6 protein-coding genes and 2 pseudogenes are annotated in these 21,209 nt (G+C 74.2%); 4 read left to right on the top strand and 4 right to left on the bottom strand.

What is annotated here, in order from left to right; genetic code table 11:
* The 4 genes from ACIP5W_RS34140 to ACIP5W_RS34125 all read left to right on the top strand — a co-directional run.
* Nucleotides 1–8,049: amino acid adenylation domain-containing protein (locus ACIP5W_RS34140; RefSeq protein ID WP_401481675.1), on the top strand; the 8,049-nt coding region annotated here is incomplete at its 5' end.
* Nucleotides 8,049–15,197, top strand: a complete 7,149-nt coding sequence (locus ACIP5W_RS34135; RefSeq protein WP_401481673.1) for an amino acid adenylation domain-containing protein — start codon at nucleotides 8,049–8,051, stop codon at nucleotides 15,195–15,197. The genes ACIP5W_RS34140 and ACIP5W_RS34135, both read left to right, overlap by 1 nt.
* An 85-nt stretch (nucleotides 15,198–15,282) precedes the next feature.
* Complete coding sequence (locus tag ACIP5W_RS34130; RefSeq protein ID WP_401481671.1) at nucleotides 15,283–16,101, top strand: alpha/beta fold hydrolase; 819 nt, start codon at nucleotides 15,283–15,285, stop codon at nucleotides 16,099–16,101.
* Nucleotides 16,102–16,109: 8 nt separating this feature from the next.
* Nucleotides 16,110–16,997, top strand: a complete 888-nt coding sequence (locus ACIP5W_RS34125; RefSeq protein WP_401481669.1) for a 3-hydroxyasparagine phosphotransferase — start codon at nucleotides 16,110–16,112, stop codon at nucleotides 16,995–16,997.
* Nucleotides 16,998–17,134: 137 nt separating this feature from the next.
* Here the strand turns inward: ACIP5W_RS34125 and ACIP5W_RS34120 are convergent, their stop codons facing one another.
* The 4 genes and pseudogenes from ACIP5W_RS34120 to ACIP5W_RS34105 all read right to left on the bottom strand — a co-directional run.
* Nucleotides 17,135–18,991: an ABC transporter ATP-binding protein gene (locus ACIP5W_RS34120; RefSeq protein ID WP_401481667.1), complete on the bottom strand. Its 1,857-nt coding sequence runs from the start codon at nucleotides 18,989–18,991 to the stop codon at nucleotides 17,135–17,137.
* 47 nt (nucleotides 18,992–19,038) lie between these two features.
* Nucleotides 19,039–20,031, bottom strand: a complete 993-nt coding sequence (locus ACIP5W_RS34115) for a TauD/TfdA family dioxygenase (RefSeq protein WP_401481665.1) — start codon at nucleotides 20,029–20,031, stop codon at nucleotides 19,039–19,041.
* A 129-nt stretch (nucleotides 20,032–20,160) separates the two neighbouring features.
* Nucleotides 20,161–20,664 (bottom strand): annotated as a pseudogene (locus ACIP5W_RS34110) (alkaline phosphatase family protein); the annotation flags it as partial.
* Between the two features lie 59 nt (nucleotides 20,665–20,723).
* Nucleotides 20,724–21,125, bottom strand: a pseudogene (locus ACIP5W_RS34105) (FAD-dependent monooxygenase); the annotation flags it as partial.
* Nucleotides 21,126–21,209 lie beyond the last annotated feature (84 nt).

The following is a 21,209-nucleotide window of genomic DNA, read 5'->3' as shown; positions in this document are numbered from 1 at the left end:
TACGCCCAAGTCCTCTCCGTCACCGACGTCACCATCGACGACAACTTCTTCGACCTCGGCGGCCACTCCCTCCTCGCCACCCGACTCGTCAGCCGCATCCGCTCCACCCTCGCCACCGAACTCACCATCCGCCAACTCTTCGAGACGCCCACCATCGCGGGCCTCTCCGGCGTACTGGACGGCGCCGGCGCAGCGCGCGTGCCGCTCACCGCGAGGCCCCGGCCCGAGCGGGTCCCGCTGTCCTACGCCCAGCAACGCCTGTGGTTCCTGCACCAGTTGGAAGGACCCAGCGCCACCTACAACATCCCCACCACCCTCCGCCTCACCGGCACCCTCGACACCGACGCCCTGCGCCACGCACTCAACGACGTCGTCGCCCGGCACGAAAGCCTGCGCACGGTCTTCGCCGAGGACGAGCTCGGGTCCCACCAGGTCGTGCTGGATTCCGCCGAGTTGCCCTTCCGTGTGGTGGAGGCCAGTGCCGAGGACGTGGACGGCCGGGTGGCTCGGGCCTCGGCGGAAACCTTCGAGTTGGGCGCCGACATCCCGGTGCGGGTGACGCTGTTCCGGCTGTCGGAGACGGAGCACGTGCTGTTGCTGCTCATCCATCACATCGCCAGTGACGCCTGGTCGCGCGGCCCGCTCGCCCAGGACCTCACCGCCGCCTACACCGCACGGTTGCAGGGCCACGCCCCCGACTGGGCGCCCCTGCCCGTCCAGTACGCCGACTACGCACTCTGGCAGCACGACCTCCTCGGCGACGACACCGACCCCGACACCCTCGCCGGACGACAGCTCGCCCACTGGAAGGACACCCTCACCAGCCTCCCCGAACAACTCGACCTGCCCACCGACCGCCCCCGCCCCGCCGTCGCCGACTACCGGGGCGACCGGGTGGAGCTGGGGGTGCCGGCGGAGGTGCACGAGCGGCTGACCGGGCTGGCCAGGGACACGAACACGACGGTCTTCATGGTGGTGCAGGCGGCGCTGGCCGCCCTGCTGACGCGACTGGGCGCCGGGGAGGACATCCCCCTCGGCACCCCGGTCGCCGGACGCACCGACGACGCCACCGACCAGCTGATCGGCTTCTTCCTCAACACCCTCGTCCTGCGCACCGACACCGGCGGCGACCCCACCTTCCGTGAACTGCTCGGGCGAGTCCGCGCCACGGACCTCACCGCCTACACGCACCAGGACCTCCCCTTCGAGCGCCTGGTGGAAGTGCTCAACCCGGCTCGTTCCCTGGCCCACCATCCCCTGTTCCAGGTGATGCTGACCTTGCACAACACCCATGCCGCGGGGGCGGAGGCGGTCACGTCGTTCGCCGGGCTGGGCGCGCGGGTGCGGGCCGCGGACCAGGTGTCGGCGCGGTTCGACCTGTCGTTCGCGCTGGCGGAGCGATTCGCCGAGGACGGCGGTTGTGCCGGGCTGGGCGGCGGCGTCACGTACAGCACGGCACTCTTCGACCGGGAGACCGTCGAGGGGATCGCCGAGCGGCTGGTGCGGCTGCTGGGTGCGGCGGTGGCCCACCCCGACCGGTCGATCGGGCAGTTGGAGATCATGACCGCGGCCGAGCGGCGCCGGGTGCTCGGCGAGTGGAACGACACGGCGCGGGAGGTGCCGGCCGCGTCGGTGCCGGAGCTGTTCGCGCGGCAGGCAGCCCGGACACCGGACGCCCCGGCGGTGCAGTTCGGTGACGACGCGTTGTCGTACGCCGAACTCGACGCGCGGGCCAACCGGCTGGCGCGGTATCTCGTCGCGGAGGGCGCGGCTCCGGGACGGTTCGTCGCGGTGGTGCTGCCCCGCTCTCTCGACCTGGTCGTCACGCTGCTGGCGGTGTTGAAGTCGGGGGCGGCCTATCTGCCGATCGACCCGGGGTATCCGCCGGACCGGGTGGCGTACATGCTGGACGACGCCGCGCCGGCGCTGACCCTGAGGGAGCCGGTCGGTGCGGCGGAGCTCGGGGCGTACTCCGGTGACGTCCTGGGCGCGGCGGAACTGCGCGGGCCGGTGTCGGCGGCGCATCCCGCGTACACGATCTACACCTCGGGTTCCACGGGACGGCCGAAGGGCGTGGTGGTGCCCCGGGGCGCGCTGGAGCACTTCTTGGCCGGCATGGGGGCGCGTTTCGCGCCCGGGGCCGGGGACCGGCTGCTGGCGGTGACCACGGTCGGCTTCGACATCGCGGGGCTGGAGATCTTCCTGCCGCTGCTGCACGGGGCGCGCCTGGTGCTGGCCGACGAGGAGACGGCACGGGATCCGCGGGCGCTGCTGCGCGCCGTCGAGCGGTCGGGGGCGACCCTGGTGCAGGCGACGCCGAGCCTCTGGCAGGGCGTCGCGGCCGAGGCGGCGGGCGAGCTCGCCGGAGTGCGGGTGCTGGTGGGCGGTGAGGCGCTGCCCGCGCAGCTGGCGCGGTCGCTGGCGGAACAGGCCCGCTCGGTGACGAACCTGTACGGTCCGACCGAGGTGACGATCTGGGCCACGGCCGCGGAGGTGACCGCGCAGGATCGGGTCACCATCGGCAGGCCACTGGCCAACACGCGGGCCTATGTGCTGGACGGGGCGCTGCGTCCGGTGCCCGTGGGCGTGCCCGGTGAGCTGTATCTGGCGGGTGCGCAGCTCGCCGAGGGCTATCACCGGCGGCCCGGGCTGACCTCGGAGCGGTTCACGGCCGACCCGTACGGCGGCGCGGGTTCGCGCATGTACCGCACGGGCGACCTGGTGCGCCGGGAGCGGGACGGAGCGCTGCGCTATCTGAGCCGGGTCGACCAGCAGGTGAAGCTGCGTGGTTTCCGGATCGAACTCGGCGAGATCGAGGCCGCGTTGGCGGATGTTCCCCGGGTCGCCGAGGCGGCGGTGTCGGTGCGTGAGGACCGGCCGGGCGATCAGCGGCTGGTGGCGTACCTGGTCGGGGACGGCGCCGTGCCCGACGTGGGCGAGCTGCGCGAGCTGCTGCGGCGCGGGCTGCCGGAGTTCATGGTGCCGACGGCGTTCGTCACGCTCGGGGCGCTGCCGCTCACACCGAACGGGAAACTGGACCGCAAGGCACTGCCCGCGCCGGACGAGGCGGCGGAGCGGACGGGACGCGCGCCGCGCACGCCGCAGGAGGAGATCCTGTGCGGGCTGTTCCGCGAGGTGCTGGGCACCGCGCGGATCGACATCGACGACAGCTTCTTCGAGCTCGGCGGTCATTCGCTGCTGGCGAGCCGGCTGGTGAGCCGGATCCGCTCCACACTGGGCGTGGAGCTGTCGGTGCGGCAGTTCTTCGAGACTCCGACGGTGGCCGGCCTCGCGGGCGCCCTGGACGGTGCGGGGCGGGCCCGTGCGCCGCTGACGGCACGCCCCCGGCCGGAGCGGGTGCCGTTGTCGCCCGCGCAGCAACGGCTGTGGTTCCTGCACCGGTTCGAGGGTCCGTCGGCGACGTACAACGTGCCGACGGCGCTGCGGCTGTCCGGGCCGCTGGACGGCACGGCCCTGGAGCTGGCGGTCGGCGATCTGCTGGAGCGGCACGAGAGCCTGCGGACGGTGTTCACCGAGGACGAGGCGGGAGCGCGGCAGATCGTACTGTCGGCACAGGACGTGCGCCGGGCCCTGGAGGTGTCCGAGGCGACGGAGGACACCGTCGAGGCCGAGGTGGCCGCGGCGGCGCGGCACGCCTTCGACCTGACGACACAGATCCCGTTCCTGGCGCGGCTGTTCCGGCTGTCGGAGGACGAGCACGTGCTGTTGCTGCTCATCCATCACATCGCCTGCGACGGCTGGTCGATGACGCGGCTGTCGCGTGATCTGACCACGGCGTACGGGGCGCGCCGCACCGGCGCGCGCCCGAACTGGCAACCGCTGCCGGTGCAGTACGCGGACTACGCGCTGTGGCAGCACGAGGTGCTGGGCGAGGAGTCGGACCCCGAGAGCGTCGCGGGCCGGCAGCTCGCGTACTGGAAGGAGGCGCTGGCGGAGCTGCCCGAGCAGCTGGAGCTGCCCACCGACCGGCCGCGTCCGGCGACCGCGGGTTACGGCGGCGAGCGGATCGAGTTCACCGTCCCGGCGGTCCTGCACCGGCGGCTCGGTGAGCTGGCGCGGGCCACGAACACGACGACGTTCATGGTGGCCCAGGCCGCGTTCGCGGCGTTGCTGACCCGGCTGGGGGCGGGCGAGGACATCCCGATCGGCACGGCGGTGGCGGGGCGTGACGACGCGGCGGCCGAGGACCTCGTCGGGTTCTTCGTCAACACGCTGGTGCTGCGCGCGGACACCGGGGGCAACCCGACCTTCCGGGAGCTGCTGGCCCGGGTCCGGGAGCGGGACCTGGCGGCGTACGCCCATCAGGACCTGCCGTTCGAGCGGCTGGTGGAGGCGCTGAATCCGGTGCGCAGTCTGGGGCACCACCCGCTGTACCAGGTGATGATCACGTTCAACAGCGCGGCCGAGGCGCCCGGCGCGAGCGGGGTCGCGGCGGCCGGTGCGGACGGGACGGCGCTCGCGGTGACGCGGATGACGGCCCGGACCGAGGTGGCGAAGTTCGACCTGTCGCTCACCCTGGGCGAGGGGGCGTCCGCTTCCGGTGAGGCGGCGGGGATGCGCGGTTCGCTGGAGTACCGCACCGAGTTGTTCGACCGGGAGACCGCCGAGTCCATGGTGACGCGGCTGCTGGGCGTGCTCGGTTCGGTGGCGGCGGACCCGGATCTGCCGATCGGCGGGATCGGTCTGCTGGACCCGGCCGAGCGGCACCGGCTGCTGGTCGAGTGGAACGACACCGCCCGCCCGCAGCGGGAGGCGACCCTGCCCGAGCTGTTCGAGGAGCAAGTGGCACGGACCCCCGGGCGGGCGGCGCTGTCGGCGGGCGGTGCGACCGTGACGTACGCGGAGCTGAACGCGCGGGCCAACCGGCTGGCGCATCTGCTGGCCGAGTGCGGGGCCGGCCCGGAGCAGGTGGTGTTGATCTCCCTGCCGCCCTCGGTGGAGATGGGGGTGGCGGTCCTGGCGGTGCTCAAGACCGGCGCCGCGTATCTGCCGGTCGACCCGGGGTATCCGGCGGACCGGGTGGCGGTGATGCTGGAGGACGCGGACCCGGTGTGCGCGCTGACCTCGGCGGCGGTGCCCGAGGAGCTGTTCCCGCAGAGTCTGGCGCGGCTGGTGTTGGACGACCCCGAGGTGGCCGGGCGGCTCGCCGAGTATCCGCAGCACGACCTCACCGACGAGGACCGTACGCAGCCGTTGTCGCCGTGGAACGCGGCGTACGTCATCTACACCTCGGGGTCGACCGGGCGCCCGAAGGGGGTGCTGGTCGAGCACCAGCCGGCGGTCAACTACCTGGCGGTGTCGGCGGAGCTGTATCCGGGCGTGGACGGTGAGGCGCTGGTGCACTCGCCGCTGTCGTTCGACCTGACGGTGACCGGCCTGTTCGCGCCGCTGCTGAACGGCGGTCACGTGCACCTGGCCGACCTGGAGGCGCTGCACGAGCGGGGCCTGGCGGGCGAGGTGCCGCCGGAGCTGCCGCAGATGACGTTCCTGAAGGCGACGCCGAGTCATCTGCCGCTGATCACCGGGCTGCCGCCGGTGTGTGTGCCGCGGGGCGAACTGGTGCTGGGCGGCGAGTCGTTGACGGGCCGGGCGGTGCGGGCGCTGCTGGACGCGCACCCCGGGGCGCGGGTGCTCAACGAGTACGGCCCGACGGAGACGATCGTGGGCTGCACCACGTGGGACGCCTCCGGCGCGGCGGACCTCGCCGACGGGGTGCTGACCATCGGGCGGCCGTTCCCGAACACCCGGATGCTGGTGCTCGACCGGTTCCTGCAGCCGGCGCCCGTGGGGGTGCCGGGCGAGCTGTACGTGTCCGGGGTGCAGCTGGCGCGCGGGTATCTGAGCCGGCCGGGCCTGACGGCGTCGCGGTTCGTGGCGAATCCGTTCGAGGGCCCGGGCGGGCGGATGTACCGGACCGGTGACGTGGTGCGCTGGAACCGGCGCGGGGAGCTGGAGTTCATCAGCCGGGTCGACGACCAGGTGAAGATCCGCGGCTTCCGGGTGGAGCTGGGTGAGGTCGAGGCGGCGCTGGCCCGGCATCCGGCCGTGTCCGAGGCGGTGGCGGTGGTCCGGGAGGACCGGCCGGGCGACCGGCGTCTGGTGGCGTACCTCGTGGCGGAGCAACGGTCGGTGCCCGGCGACGCGGAACTGCGCGACCACCTGCTGGCGTCGTTGCCGGACTACATGGTGCCGGCGGCGTTCGTGCGGCTGGACGCGGTGCCGCTGACCGGGAACGGCAAGCTCGACCGCAAGGCGCTGCCGGCGCCGGACTACGCGGCGCACAGCACGCGCCGGGCGCCGCGCACGCCCCGGGAGGAGGCGCTGTGCGCGCTCTTCGCGGAGACGCTCGGGGTGGAGGCGGTCGGTATCGACGACGGCTTCTTCGACCTGGGCGGCGACAGCGTGCTGTCGATCCAGTTGGTGAGCCGGGCGCGCGGGCAGGGTCTGGTGCTGGGCGTGCGGGACGTCTTCGAGCACCAGACGGTCGCGCAGCTCGCGGAGGCGCTCAAGGCCGCGCAGCCGGAGAGCGGGCCCGGGCAGCCGTCGCAGGAGCAGGAGACGAGCGGACCGGTCCCGCTGACGCCGATCATGGGCTGGCTGGCCGAACTGGGCGGTCCCCTCGCGCCGTTCAACCAGTCCGTGGTCGTGGCGGTGCCGGCGGACCTGGACCGGGACCGGCTGGCGGGCGCGCTGCGGGTGGTGCTGGACCGGCACGACTCGCTCCGGCTGCGGGTCGGCGCGGACTGGGCGATGTCCGTGGCCGAGCCTGGCACGCCCGACGCCGCCGGGCTGCTGGTCCGGCACCACGCGCCGGGCCTGGACGACGCGGACGCGCACGGTGTGCTCACCGAGCTGGCGGCCGCGGCCCGCGACCGGCTCAGCCCGGCGGAGGGTGTGGTGCTGCAGGCCGTCTGGCTGGACCGGGGGCCGAAGCGTCACGGGCTGCTGGTGCTGGTCGCCCACCACCTGGCCGTCGACGCGGTCAGCTGGCGGCTCCTCGTGCCGGACCTGGCCGCCGCCTACGAGGGCCGGGAGCCGAGCCCGCGGGGCACGAGCTGGCGTCAGTGGGCGGCGACGCTGCGGGAGCTGGCCGAGGACCCGGCGGTGGAGGCCGAGGCGGAGTACTGGGCGGGTTCGCCGGACGCGTACGAAGGGACCGGGTCCGAGCCGGCGCTGGATCCGGCGCGCGACACGCACGCCCGGTCCGGGCAGGTCGTCCTGGACCTGGACGCCGGGACCACCGAGGCCCTGCTCACCTGGGTGCCGGGGATCTTCCACGCCGACGTCGAGGAGCTGCTGCTCACCGCGTTCGGCCTGGCCGTCGCCGACTGGCGGCGCGATCGCGGCCACGGCGGTGACGCGCCGGTCGTCGTCGACCTGGAGAACCACGGCCGCCACGAGCACCTCGCCCCGGGCGCCGACCTCACCCGGACCACGGGCTGGTTCACCGCCCTGTACCCGGTGACGCTGCGCCACGAGGTCACGGACCGGGCGGACGTCCGGGACGGCGGTGCGGCGGCCGGGCGGGCGCTGCGGCGCGTGAAGGAGGGGCTGCGCGCGGTGCCGCGCGACGGCGTCGGCCACGGGCTGCTGCGCTACCTCAACCCGCGCACCGGACAGCGGCTGGCCGAACGGCCCGTGCCCGCCTTCGGTTTCAACTACCTGGGGAGGTACACGGGCGGCCGCTCGGCCGGAGCGGCCGGGCAGCCCGCCGCGTGGAGCGTCCTGGGCCGCGGCGTGGCGGGCCAGGACCCGCGGACCGCCCTGGCGCATCCGGTCGACCTGGTGGCGGGCGCCCATGACACCGAGCAGGGGCCGCGGCTGCACAGCGTGTGGACCTACGCGTCGGCCGTACTGGGCGAAGAGGAGATCCGGCGGCTGGCGGAGGGCTGGTTCCGGGCCCTGCGGGCGCTGGTGGAGCACGCGAGCCGTCCGGAGGCCAGCGGTCTGACGCCGTCGGACGTCTCCCTCGCCGCGCTCAGCGAGGACGACATCACACGACTCGAAAGTGAATGGGGTTCCGTCTGATGGCCAAGTCGGGCTTGGAAGACATCCTGCCTCTGTCCCCGCTGCAGGAGGGCATGCTGTTCCACAACCTGTTCGACGGGGAGGAGCTGGACGCCTACAACGTCCAGGTCTTCGTGGAACTGGCGGGGAACGTGGACGCCGACCGGCTGCGCGGGGCCATCGGGGCGCTGCTGAAGCGGCACGCGAACCTGCGCGCCGCGTTCCGGCACGAGGGCCTGAAGCGTCCGGTGCAGCTCATCCCCCGCGAGGTGACACCGCCCTGGCGGGAGGAGGACCTGAGCGGGGTGCCGCAGGCCGAGCGGGAGGCGGTGGCGGAGCGGATCGCGGAGGAGGACCGCTGGCGGCGCTTCGACCTGGCCCGGCCGCCGCTGATGCGCTTCACCCTGATCCGGCTCGGGGGCGGCCGGCACCGGCTGGTGATGACCAACCACCACATCCTGCTGGACGGCTGGTCCATGCCGGTGCTGCTGCGGGAGCTGATGACGCTGTACACCGTGCGCGGTGACGCGTCGGCGCTGCCGCGGGTGCGCCCGTACCGGGACTATCTGGCGTGGCTGGACTCGCGGGATCGCGAGGGGGCCCGGCGGGCGTGGACGCAGGCGTTCGAGGGGTTCGACACGCCGAGTGTGGTGGCGCCGGGCCGCGGTGCGCTGACCGCGGCGCCGGAGCGGATCCACTTCGAGGAGGACGCGCGGGTCAGCGAGGCGCTGACCCGGTTCGCCCGGTCGCACGGGGTGACGGCGAACACCGTCGTCCAGGGTGCGTGGGGGCTGGTGGTGTCCCATCTGACGGGCCGGGACGACGTGGTGTTCGGGGTGACGGTCAGCGGCCGGCCGCCCGAGCTGCCCGGCGTCGACACGATGGTGGGCCTGTTCATGAACACCCTGCCGCTGCGGGTGCGGCTGCGTCCGGCGGAGCCGCTGGCGGAGTTCCTGCGGCGGATGCAGACCGAGCAGACTCGGCTGATCGACCACCAGTGGGTGGGGCTCGCGGAGATCCAGCGCTGGGCGGGCGCGGGTGAACTCTTCGACACCGCGATGGTGTTCGAGAACTATCCGCTGGACTCCAGCCGCGGCCGTCCCGCGGCCCCGGCTCCCGACGCGGACCTGCCGACCGTGCTGAAGATCCACTCCCGTGACCAGATGCACTATCCGCTGGGGCTGCTGGCGCTGCCCCGGGAGACGCTGCGCTTCTCGCTGGGCTATCTGCCGCAGGTGTTCGACGCGGCCCGTGTCGAGCAGGTGATCGGCGCGTTCCGCCGGACGCTGCGTACCGTGCTGGACAGCCCGCGGACGCCGGTGGGCGGCGTGCCGCTGCTCGATCCCGAGGTGCGCCGCACGGTCGTGCGGGACTGGAGCGGCTCCGACGGCCCGCACCCCGCCGAGCTGTTCACCGGCCTGTTCGAGGAGCAGGTCGCGCGCACCCCGGACCGGCCCGCCCTGATCGCGCCCGACGGCCGGCTGACCTACGCCGAGCTCAACACCCGGGCCAACCGGCTGGCGCGGCGCCTGGTGGAGCTGGGGGTCGGCCCGGAGCGGTACGTGGCGATCGTGGTGCCGCGCCGCACCGACCTGGTCGTCGGCATGCTCGCGGTGCTGAAGGCGGGCGGCGCGTACGTGCCGGTCGACCCGGAGTATCCGGCCGAGCGGATGCGGCACATGATCGAGGACTCGGCCCCCGCCCTGGTGCTGACCACGAGCGGCATGGACGCGCGCGTGGGCGAGGAGTGCGGGTGGCCGCTGACGTTCGTCATGGACGATCCGCGGCTGGGCCGGACCCTGGCCCGGCATCCGGGCCGCGATCTGACGGACGCCGACCGCAGTGCCCCGCTGCTGCCGCACCATCCGGCGTACGTCATCTACACCTCCGGCTCCACTGGCCGCCCCAAGGGCGTGATCACCGAGCACCGGGCGCTGTCGGCGTTCGTGCGGCACGGGCGCGCCGCGCAGAGTCCGCATGTGCGCGGCCTGTCGGTGATGCAGGCGTCGGCGTCGTTCGACCAGAGCGTCGGCTCGCTGCACACGCCGCTGATCAGTGGCGGCTGCGTCCGGCTCGCGGACCTGCCGACGCTGGCGGAGGCGGCGGTGCGGGAGGCGGACTTCGGCCGGGCCACGTTCCTGAAGGCCACGCCGTCGCACCTGGCGCTGCTGTCGACGATGCCCCACGAGGTCTCCCCGTCGGGGCTGCTGACGCTGGGCGGCGAACAGTTGCGCGGGGAGCACCTGGCGGTGTGGCGGGCCCAGGCGCCGGAGGCGACCGTGGTGAACGTCTACGGTCCCACCGAGGCCACCGGCCACTGTCTGGAACGCTGGATCGGGCCGGGCGAGGAGGTCCCCGAGGGTCCGGTGCCGATCGGCGTGCCGCACGCGGGGGTCCGGGTGTACGTGCTCGACTCCGCGCTGCGGCCGGTGGCGCCCGGGGTGGCCGGTGAGGTCTATCTGTCGGGCGGCCAGCTGGCCCGCGGCTATCTGAACCGCGGCCGCCTGACGGCCGAGCGGTTCTGCGCCAACCCCTTCGGTTCGGCGGGCAGCCGGATGTACCGCACCGGCGACGTCGCCCGGTGGAACGGCGACGGCGAGCTGGTGTTCGTCGGGCGCGCGGACCAGCAGGTGAAGCTGCGCGGCTACCGGATCGAGCTGGGTGAGATCGAGTCCGCGGTGGCCGCCCAGCCCGGCGTCGTGCGCTCCGCGGTGCTGCTGCGCGAGGACACCCCCGGCGACCAGCGGCTGGTGGCCTACGTCGTCACCGACCCCCGGCACTGGGACGAGTCCGCCGCCCTGGCGGGGCTGGCCCGGCGGCTGCCCGACTTCATGATGCCGTCGGCCCTCGTCACGCTGGACGCGCTGCCGCTGACCACGAACGGCAAGCTGGACGCCAAGGCGCTGCCCGTCCCGACGTACTCCCCGGCCGGCGGCGGGCGGGCCCCGCGCACCGCGCGCGAGGAGATCCTGTGCGCGCTGTTCGCCGAGATCCTGTCGGTGTCCGACGTGACCGTCGACGACAGCTTCTTCGACCTCGGCGGCCACTCGTTGCTCGCCACCCGGCTGGTCAGCCGGATCCGTTCCACGCTCGGTGCGGAGCTGTCCATCCGGCAGTTCTTCGAGACGCCGACGGTCGCCGGCCTGTCCGGCGTCCTGGACGGTGCGGCACGGGCCCGCACTCCCCTCGCCGCCCGGGAGCGGCCGGAGCGGATCCCGCTGTCGTACGCGCAGCAACGCCTGTGGTTCCTGCACCGGTTGGAGGGGCCCAGCCCGACGTACAACATCCCGACCGCGCTGCGGCTGACCGGCCCGCTGGACCGGCGGGCGCTGGAGCTGGCCCTGCGGGACGTCGTGGCCCGGCACGAGAGTCTGCGCACCGTCTTCGCCGAGGACGAGCAGGGCGCGCACCAGATCGTGCTGGATGCCGCCGAGGTCCGGCCGGACTTCGAGACGGCGGACACGACCGGGGACGGCTGGGAGGCGGACCTCGCGCGGGCCGCTCGGCACTGCTTCGACCTGGCGGCGGAGATCCCGGTACGGGCACGGCTGCTGCGCGTCGACGACACCGACCACGTGCTGCTGCTGCTCATCCATCACATCGCCAGCGACGCCTGGTCGCGCGGCCCGCTGGCCCGCGACCTGGCGGCCGCCTACACCGCGCGGTCCGCGGACCGGGCGCCCGAGTGGCAGCCGCTGCCGGTCCAGTACGCCGACTACGCGCTGTGGCAGCGCGAGGTGCTGGGCGACGACACGGACGCGGACAGCGTCGCGGGAGCCCAGCTGGCCTACTGGCGCAAGGCCCTGGACGGTCTGCCGGAGCGGCTCGACCTGCCCGCCGACCGGCCGCGGCCGGCGGTCGCCAGCCAGGCGGGCGACCGGGTGGAGTTCACGCTCGGCGCCGAACTGCACCAGCGGCTGGCCGAGTTGGCGCGTTCCACCGACACCACGCTGCACATGGTGCTGCAGGCGGCACTGGCGGCCCTGCTCACCCGGGTCGGCGCCGGTCAGGACATCCCCGTCGGCACCCCCGTCGCCGGACGTACCGACGACGCCACCGACCAGCTCGTCGGCTTCTTCGTCAACACCCTGGTCCTGCGGACCGACACCGCCGGCGATCCCACCTTCCGCGAGCTGCTGAGCCGGGTCCGCGCCACCGACCTCGCCGCCTACTCCCACCAGGACCTCCCCTTCGAACGCCTGGTGGAAGTCCTCAACCCGGCCCGCTCGCTGGCCCACCACCCCCTCTTCCAGGTGGTGCTGGCCCTGCAGAACGCCGGCCCGCGCGCGATCGACACGGCCGGGCTGCCGCCGCTGCCGGGCGGCCTGGTGGTGTCCGGGCTCGGCGGCACGGCGACCGCGGCCAAGGTGGATCTCGGCTTCTCGGTGGTGGAGCGGCGGGCCGAGGACAACACGCCCGCAGGGATGGCGGGCGTCCTGGACTACAGCACGGATCTGTTCGACCGGTCGACGGCACAGGCGCTGGCCGACCGGTTCACGCGCCTGCTCTCCGACGCGGCGGCCCGGCCCGGTACGGCGCTGAGCCGGCTGGACGTGCTCGGCGCCGAGGAGCGGCGGCGGGTGCTGCACGAGTGGAACGCCACCGCCAGGGGCCTCGCCCCGGCCACGCTGCCGGAGCGTTTCGAGGAGCACGTGCGTGCGCGGCCCGGCGCCGAGGCGCTGGTGCTCGACGGCGTCGCGCTGAGCTACGCCGAGCTGAACGCGCGCGCCAACCGGCTGGCCCGGCTGCTCGTGGCGCGCGGTGCCGGTCCCGAGCGGCTGGTGGCGCTGGCGCTGCCGCGCTCGGCGGACCTGGCCGTCGCGGTCCTCGCGGTGGCCAAGGCGGGCGCCGCCTACCTGCCCCTCGATCCGGGGCACCCGGGCGAACGGATCACCGGCACGCTGGCGGACGCCGCACCGGTGGCGCTGGTCACCACCCGGGGGGCCGGGGCGAAGCTCCCGGCGACGGACGTACCGGCCGTCGTCGTGGACTCGTCCGAGGTGCTCGCGGAGCTGGAGCGGGCCGGCTCGGCCGACCTGGCCGACGCCGACCGGCTCGCGCCGCTGCGGCAGGCGCACCCCGCGTACGTCATCTACACCTCGGGCACCACGGGCCGCCCCAAGGGCGTGGCCGTGACCCACGCGGGCCTGCCCGGTCTGGTGGACATCTTCACCGAGCAGTGCGGGGTGGAGCCCGGCAGCCGGGTGCTGCACCACCTCTCCCCCGGCTTCGACGGCGCCTTCTGGGAACTGACGATGGGTCTGCTGACGGGGGCCACCCTCGTCGTCGCCCCGCCGGAGCTCACCCCCGGACGGGAGCTGGCCGAGCTGGCGGTGCGGGAGTCGGTCACGCACGCCGCGATCACGCCCGGTGTGCTCCAGCTGATCCCCGAGGGGGCGCTGCCGGCCGGCATGACGCTGGTCGTCGCCGCCGAGAGCTGCCCGCCGGAGCTGGTCGCACGCTGGTCCCCGGGGCGGCTGATGCTCAACTCCTACGGCCCGACCGAGGCGACCGTGTGCGCCACCATGAGCGGCCCGCTGACCGGCTCCGTCGCCCCGCCGATCGGCGGCCCGATCGCCGAGACCGCCGTCTACGTGCTGGACACCGCCCTGCAGCCGGTCGCCCCCGGCGTGCCGGGGGAACTGTACGTCCAGGGCCCCGGGCTCGCCCGCGGCTATCTGGGCCGCCCGGGCCTGACGGCCTCCCGGTTCGTGCCCGGGCCCTTCGGGGCGCCGGGCGGGCGGATGTACCGCACCGGTGACCTGGTGCGCTGGCGGGCGGACGGGCAGCTGGAGTACCTGGGCCGCACCGACACCCAGGTCAAGCTGCGCGGCATGCGCGTGGAGCCGGCCGAGATCGAGGCGGTCGTGGCGGGCCGGCCCGGGGTGCGGCAGGCCGCCGTACTGGTCCGTGAGGACACCCCGGGCGAGCGGCGGCTGGTCGGGTACGTGGTGCCGAAGGACGGCGCGGTCGTGGACGGCGCGGCGCTGCGCGGGCAGATCCGCGAGGTGCTGCCCGAGTATCTGGTGCCCGCGGCGTTCGTGGTCCTCGACCGGCTGCCGCTGACCGCCAACGGCAAGCTGGACCACCGTGCGCTGCCCGCGCCGGAGTTCCGTGCCGGGGGCGGCCGCGCCCCGCGCAGCCCGCGCGAGGAGGTGCTGTGCCGGCTCTTCGCCGAGGTGCTGCGCCTGGACCTGGTGGGGCCCGACGACGGCTTCTTCGATCTGGGCGGCCACTCGCTGCTCGCGGTCCGGCTGGCCGAGCGGGTCCGCGCCGAGCTGGGGGTCGAGGTGGCCGTGCGGGATCTGTTCGCGGCGCCGTCGGCCGCCGAGCTCGCGGCGCGGCTGGCCTCGCGCGGCGACCGCGAGCCGATGGAACGGCTGCTGCCGCTGCGGGCGGCCGGCTCGGCCCGGCCGGTGTTCTGCGTCCACCCGGGCTCGGGGATGAGCTGGTGCTACGCCGGTCTGGTGCGCCATCTGCCCGCGGACGTCCCGGTGTACGGCGTCCAGGCCGCGGGCCTGGACGGGGATGGGGGCCTGCCCGCGACGCTGGAGGAGATGGCGGCCGAGTACGTCGACCTGATCCGGCGGGCCCAGCCCGAGGGGCCGTACCGGCTGCTGGGCTGGTCGCTGGGCGGCAACGTGGCCTTCGCCATGGCGGCCGAACTGCGGGCGCGCGGGCAGCAGGTGGAGCTGCTGGCGTTCCTGGACGCCTATCCGCGGCGGGCCGGCGCCGGCCCGGAGCCCGAGCTGGCGGAGGTCTTCGCGCACAACCTGCGCGACGCGGGCTTCGAACTCACCGGGCGGGAGGAGGCCGAGCTGGCGTCGGGCACCTTCCCGGTGGCCCGCTACCGGTCGTTCCTGCAGGCCACCGGTGACCCGATGGGCCGGCTCGACGTGTCCGAACTGGCCGCAGTGCTCGCCGTGTTCATGAACAACGCCCGGCTGATGCGCGGGCACACCCCGCCCCGCCACGACGGCGACGTGCTGGTGGTGGCGGCGACGCGGGTGCCGGGCGAGAAGCTCGCGCGCCGGGATCACGAGTCGTGGCGGCCGTACGTGTCGGGCCGTATCGACCGGGTCGACGTCGACGCCGACCACCTCGGCCTCGTGCAGTCCGACGCCGCGCTCGCCCGGATCGCCGAGGCACTGGCCGAGCGGATCGGCTGAACCACCGGCGGAGCGGCGCCGTCTCAGGGCGCCGCTCCGCCTTCCTTCCCTGTCCCTTCTTCCACGATCCCCCGGAGGCACCGCCATGCCCTTCCTAGACGTCAACGGAGTCCGGCTCCACTACTACGACAACGCACCCCCCGGCGGCGGGACGTCGGCCCCGCCCGTGCTGCTGGTCATGGGCTCGGGCGGCAGCGGCCGGGCCTGGCACCTGCACCAGGTGCCGGCGCTGGTCGCCGCCGGGTTCCGGGTGATCAGCTTCGACAACCGCGGGATCGCGCCCAGCGACGAGGGCGCGGACGGGTTCGGCATCGACGACCTGGTCGCCGACACGGCGGCGCTGATCGAGGAACTGCGGCTGGGCCCGTGCCCGGTGGTGGGGATCTCGATGGGCGCGCACATCGCGCAGGAGCTCGCCGTGTCCCGGCCCGAACTGGTCGACCGGCTGGTGCTGATGGCCACCCGAGGCCGTTCGGACGTCCTGCGCGAGGCGCTGTGCCGGGCGGAGACGGAGCTGTACGACAACGGGGTGCGGTTGCCCGCCGCGTACGAGGCGGTGGTGCAAGCCCTGCAGAATCTCTCTCCGCGCACCCTCGACGACGACCAGCGGGCGCGCGACTGGCTGGACGTGCTGGAGCTCACGCGGGTGTCGGGTCCCGGTCACCGTGCTCAGCTCGCGGTGGGTGCCATGCCCGACCGGCGTCCGGCCTACCGCGGCATCCGGGCGGCGACCCGGGTCATCGCCTTCCAGGACGACCTGATCGCCCCTCCGGTGCTGGGCCGGGAGGTCGCCGAGGCGATCCCGGGCGCGGAGTTCGAGGTCGTGGCCGACTGCGGGCACTACGGCTATCTGGAGGCGCCCGACGCCGTCAACAAGCTGATCACCGAATTCCTGGGGCGGTGAGAACTCCCTTGACGCAGATCGATAAGACGTTCGAACCGACCGTCGACGAGCTGGCGCTGATGGCCCTGGTGCACGAGGTGTGCCCGGGGCTGGAGCCGACCGCCGTCGTCCACCGCAGCCGCACCTCCCTGGTGGTGGCCGGCGTGCTGCGCGGCACCGAGGTGATCGCCAAGGTGCGCACCCCCGACTGGCGCCGGCAGTGCCTGCGCGAGATCGAGGCCTACGACCTCTTCGACCGGGAGCGCCCGCCGGTGCGGGTGCCGCGGCGGCTGGCCGCGGACGCCGGGCGTGCGGTGCTGGTGACGGAGCGGCTGCCGGGCACGGTGCTGGCGCCGGAGCGGTTCCCGGCCCCGCCGCTGGCGGAGCGGGACCTGACCGGGGTGCTCAAGGCCGTGCGGCGGCTGCGCCCGTGGCGTCCCGACGTGCCGGAGAGCTGGCGGGTCGACTACCGCCCGCTGGTGGACGGCGTCCTGGAGCGCAAGGATCTCGACGAACGGCACGAGGCGGCCCTGGTGCACATGCTGGAACTCGCCGGTGAGTCCCGGGAGTTCGGCCACGGCGACCTGGTCCTGGCGAACGTGATGCGCACCGGCCGGAAGTACACGCTCATCGACTGGGCGAGCGCTGCCGTGTTCCTGCCCTGCCTCGACCTGGCCCAGCTGTGGCTGCTGCTGGGCGACGTCCCCGGTGCCCGCGAGCGGATCGAGGCCGAGGTGGAACGTCTCGACGACGCCCGGGAGGGCATGGTGCCGTTCCTGGTCAACCTGACCCTGCTGCTGTACCGGGAGCGGCGCGCCCACAGCCGGTTCACGGACGAGGTGTCCGTGGCCCGCGCCGCGCGGCTGGACGCCGCGTGGGAGGCGGTGCGCGAGCGGGTGATGCGCCTCGCGGGCTGAGGGAACCCCTCGGGGCACGCGAAGGGGCCTCCCGGCCGTCGGCCGGGAGGCCCCTTCGTGTCGTGCCCCTTCGCGTCGTGCCCCTTCGCGTCGTGCCCCTTCGTGTTGTGCCGCTTCGTGATGTGCCGTGCGGCGGACTACTTGATGAGGAGCTGGTGCGCGGCGAGTTCGCGGTAGAGGGGGCTGCTGTCGGTGAGTTCGTCGTGCCGGCCGGCGGCGACGACCTCGCCGCGTTCGAGGACCACGATCTGGTCGCTGTCGACGACGGTGGACAACCGGTGCGCCACCACGAGCAGGGTGCGGTCGGCGGTGACGGAGCCGATCGCGTCCCGCATCAGGACCTCGTTGCGGGCGTCCAGGTTGCTGGTCGCCTCGTCCAGCAGCATGATCGGCGGGGCGGCCAGGAAGGTGCGGGCCAGGGCCAGCCGCTGGCGTTCGCCGCCGGACAGCAGCACACCGCCCTCGCCGACCTGGGTGTCGAGGCCGAGCGGAGCCCGCATGATCACGTTCTCCAGGTTGACCGAGCGCAGCACCTCGCGCATGTCCTCGTCGGTGGCGTCGGGTGCGGCCAGGGCGAGGTTGTCCCGGACGGTTCCGGCCAGCACGGGCGCCGACTGCTCGACGTAGCCGAGCCTGTGGCGCAGGAGGGGCCGCGGCAGTTCGCGCACGTCGCTTCCGTCGACGCGGACGGTGCCCGAGGTGACGTCGTAGAACCGCTCCACCAGGGACAGCAGCGTGGACTTGCCCGCGCCGGACGGGCCGACGAGCGCGGTCCGGGTGCCGCGCGGCACCACCAGGGACACGTCCTTCAGTACCGTCTCGCCGCCGGCGTAGCCGAAGGCGACGTGGTCGAACTCGATCGCGGGCGGCAACGGGGCGCTCGCGGTGCCGCCGGCGGCGGGCGCGGTCCGCTCCCGCACGGACAGCGCGGTGGCGGCCGGGGGGTCGGCGAGGTCCGACTCCTGGGGCAGGGTGAGCACCTCCTCGATGCGGTGCAGGGCGCCGAGGCCCGTCTGGAGGCGGGAGTAGGCGTTGAGCGCGCGGCCGAGCGGGAACCAGAGCGTGAACAGGAACAGCAGGAAGGAGACCAGGTCACCGACCTCGATCGCGCCGGAGGCCACCCGTGCGCCGCCGATGCCCAGCACCACCAGGAACGCCAGCTGGACGGTGGTGGAGGTGACCGGGTTGATCAGCGCCTGCAGGGTGGCGATGCGCAGGCCGGCGTCGTAGGCGCCCTTGGCGTAGCCGTCGACGGCCTGTGCCTCGCGGTGTTCGGCTCCGCTGGCCCGGATGGTGCGCACGGCAGAGATGGCGCGTTCCACCGCGGAGGTCATCTCGCCGACGCGGTCCTGGGCGGCCCGGGAGGCGCCGCGCACCCGGCGGGAGAGCCCCACCACCGCGACGACACCGGTGGCCAGGCCCAGGGCGGTGGCCCCGAACAGCGTCGGGTCGATGAGGAACATCATGACGGCGGAGCCGCCCACCATGAGGACGTTGGTGACGATGTCGAACAGCCCGGAGGTGACCACGGCCCGCAGCAGGGTGGTGTCGGCGCCGACGCGGGACAGCAGGTCCCCGGTGCGGCGCTGGTCGTACTCGGCGATGGGCAGCCGCAGCAGGCGGGCGACCAGCCGGCGGCGGGTGCCGAGGACCAGGCCCTCGGCCACCCGCTGGAGCATGTAGTCGCGGAAGCCGGTGAGCACGGCCGCCGCCACCAGGGCGGCCAGCAGCAGGCCGACGAGACCGCCCACGGCCTCGTCGGCCTCCATGCGGGTCAGCACGTCCCGGATCAGCACCGGCTGGCTGAGGGTCAGCAGGGTCGTCGCCAGCGACAGCAGGGCGACGACGCCCAGGGTCGGCCAGTGGCCCTTGAGGTGGGGCAGCAGGGAGCGCAGACCCACGCCTGAGGCGGGGGCGCCTGCCGCCCCGGCGCCGGGCGCCGTCGCCTGCGGCCGCGCGGCGGCGGGCCGCTCCCTGGTCTGCGTGCTGGTCATCGCTCTCCCTTACGTGTCTCGGTTCGGTCGGTTCGCCGTACGACGGGTCAGCCGGCCGCGCCGAGCACGTAGCCGTCGGCCGGGCGCAGTGCGCGGGAACGGCGCAGGTCGCTCAGCACGAAGGTGCGCTGCAGCCAGCGGTCGGTGCCGTCGTAGCGGGGGGTGAACTCGGTGCGGCCGTGCACGGTGACCCGGTTGTCGACGATCGCCAGCTCGCCGGGCGTGAGGCGGTGGGTGGCCGCGGTGCGGTCGAAGTGGTCCTGGAGGGTGCGCAGCGCCTGGGCGGCCCGTGCGGTGACGGGGCTGGTGGCGGCGATGTCGACGCGGATGTCGGGGTCGTGCGGATCCCCGGAGAGCACCGGGGCCGGCGGGGTCTCGACGTCGCCGAGGCCGAAGGAGGGCGGCGGGGCGGTGACGAACTCCGGCGCCCACAGGGTCCGCAGCGTCTCCTCGGGCAGCAGCGGCAGCACCTGCCGGATGCAGGAGGTGCGCAGCCCGGCCCGGCCCTCGGGGTCGGCACGCAGGCACAGCAGCATGACGAAGTCGGGGCGGTGCTCGTGGAAGGCGTTCTCGTTGTGGAAGGTCAGCAGCGTGGAGCCGGCGTTGCCCTGGAACTCCTCCATGCCGGGCACGGGCACGACGTCCTGGACGAGCGCGCCGCCCTTCTCGGGCCGGAACGCGCCGGGGTCGCCGAGCCCGCTGGCGACCATGAGCAGGATCGCGGCGGCGAGGGAGGGCTCACGCTGGACGGAGCCGTTGACGCCGGGAGTCGGCGGGAGTTCCACCGCCTCGACCGGGAGCCCGCGCACGACCAGTGCGCCCTGGGGGCCGGAGTCGCGGCGGAATTCAGCGAGAATGCGGCGCAGCGCCACCGGCAATTCATGCCAGGAATTGCGGGCGGCCGCCACCCATTCCGGATCGTCGGGCATGCCCGAGGTCCGGTTGGCGAGTTTCCAAGCTATTTCCTCGACGAGCTGCGCTTCCTGCCCGGTGAGGGTCGTTTCGTAGGGCGCAGTCGTGCGTCCGGTATTCGCAGCCATCGTCAGGCGGCCTCCGTCCACATCGTTATCGGGTGCACTCCGGACGTTAGGGCGATGCGTTATCGCCCGCGTATCGGTTGAGCATGGCCGGCCGTTTCCAGAATTCACTCGGAACGGTTTTCCGGCAGATCACGGGCGCAGTCCGGCCAGTTCCAGGAGCAGGTCCTTGACGTCGGTGGCGGCGATGGCCTCGCGGGCGGGAGCGCCGGGGTCGGAGACCAGCAGCACGGGGGCGTCACGGGGGTCGTCGGGCAGGCGTCCGTGGCTGCCGCGGACCCGGGAGCCGTCCAGTGGGACGACGTTCATCGTGTGGCGCAGGCCGAGCTTCTTGCGGGCCGGTGCCGTCGCGGCGCGCAGTCTCACCAGCGGATCGGTGTGGTCGGAGGCGAGTTCGGCCGGGTCGTAGCCGGGTTTGCGGTGGATGTCGACGGTGCGGGCGAGGTCCGGGGCCCGGGTGTCGTCGAGCCAGTAGTAGCAGGTGAACCAGGAGTCGGGCGCCGCGACGGCCACGAGCTCGCCGACGCGTTCGTGGTCGAGGCCGTGCTCCTTCTTGCCGGTGTCGTCGAGGACGTCGGCCACACCGTCGACGCCGCGCGGCAGCTCGGCGACGCGGAGCCGGTCGGCGGGGTCGCGCGCAGCCGCTGTGAGCCGCCGTCGCGGGAGCCGAGCTGGACGCGGGTGGTGTGCGGGCGGCGGACGGCTTCGTAGCGGTGCAGCGCCTCGGCGATCCGCCCGCGCCGGTCGCCGGCACGGGCGCGCGGCGGGTGCGGGGCGCCGAGGAAGTGCGCGAGGACGGCCGCGTCCTCGACGGCCCGGCCGACGCCCTGGCCGTGGTGCGGCAGCATCGGGTGGGCGGCGTCGCCGAGGAGGGTGATCGCGCCGCGCCCCCGGGAGGCCAGGGGCTCGCGGTCGTGGAGGCCCCGGCGCTGCAGGATGCGGGTGCCGTTGGGGGTCAGGTGCATGCCCACGCCGACCTCGCCGAGGGCGGCGGCCTGTTCGTGGACCCGCACCTCGTGGCCCGCGCGGGTCAGGGCGGCGGCCGCGGCGAGTCCGCCCATGCCCGCGCCGACGATCGCGATCCGTACCTTGGGCACCGCTGGGTCCTTCCGTATCGGTGGCAGTGCGTTTCGATGGCAGTGCGTTCCGGTGACAGTGCGCGGGTGGTGCGGTGTCCGGCC

The organism is Streptomyces sp. NPDC088766 (assembly GCF_044750845.1).
Taxonomy (GTDB): Bacteria; Actinomycetota; Actinomycetes; order Streptomycetales; family Streptomycetaceae; genus Streptomyces.
The sequence above is the reverse complement of the archived record's forward strand: the minus strand, read 5'-3'. Positions and strand labels throughout refer to the sequence as shown.

Coding starts and splice junctions, on each gene's coding strand:
- ACIP5W_RS34135 (WP_401481673.1), top strand. CDS start 8,049: ATGGCCAAGTCGGGCTTGGAAGACATCCTGCCTCTGTCCCCGCTGCAG.
- ACIP5W_RS34130 (WP_401481671.1), top strand. CDS start 15,283: ATGCCCTTCCTAGACGTCAACGGAGTCCGGCTCCACTACTACGACAAC.
- ACIP5W_RS34120 (WP_401481667.1), bottom strand. CDS start 18,991: ATGACCAGCACGCAGACCAGGGAGCGGCCCGCCGCCGCGCGGCCGCAG.
- ACIP5W_RS34115 (WP_401481665.1), bottom strand. CDS start 20,031: ATGGCTGCGAATACCGGACGCACGACTGCGCCCTACGAAACGACCCTC.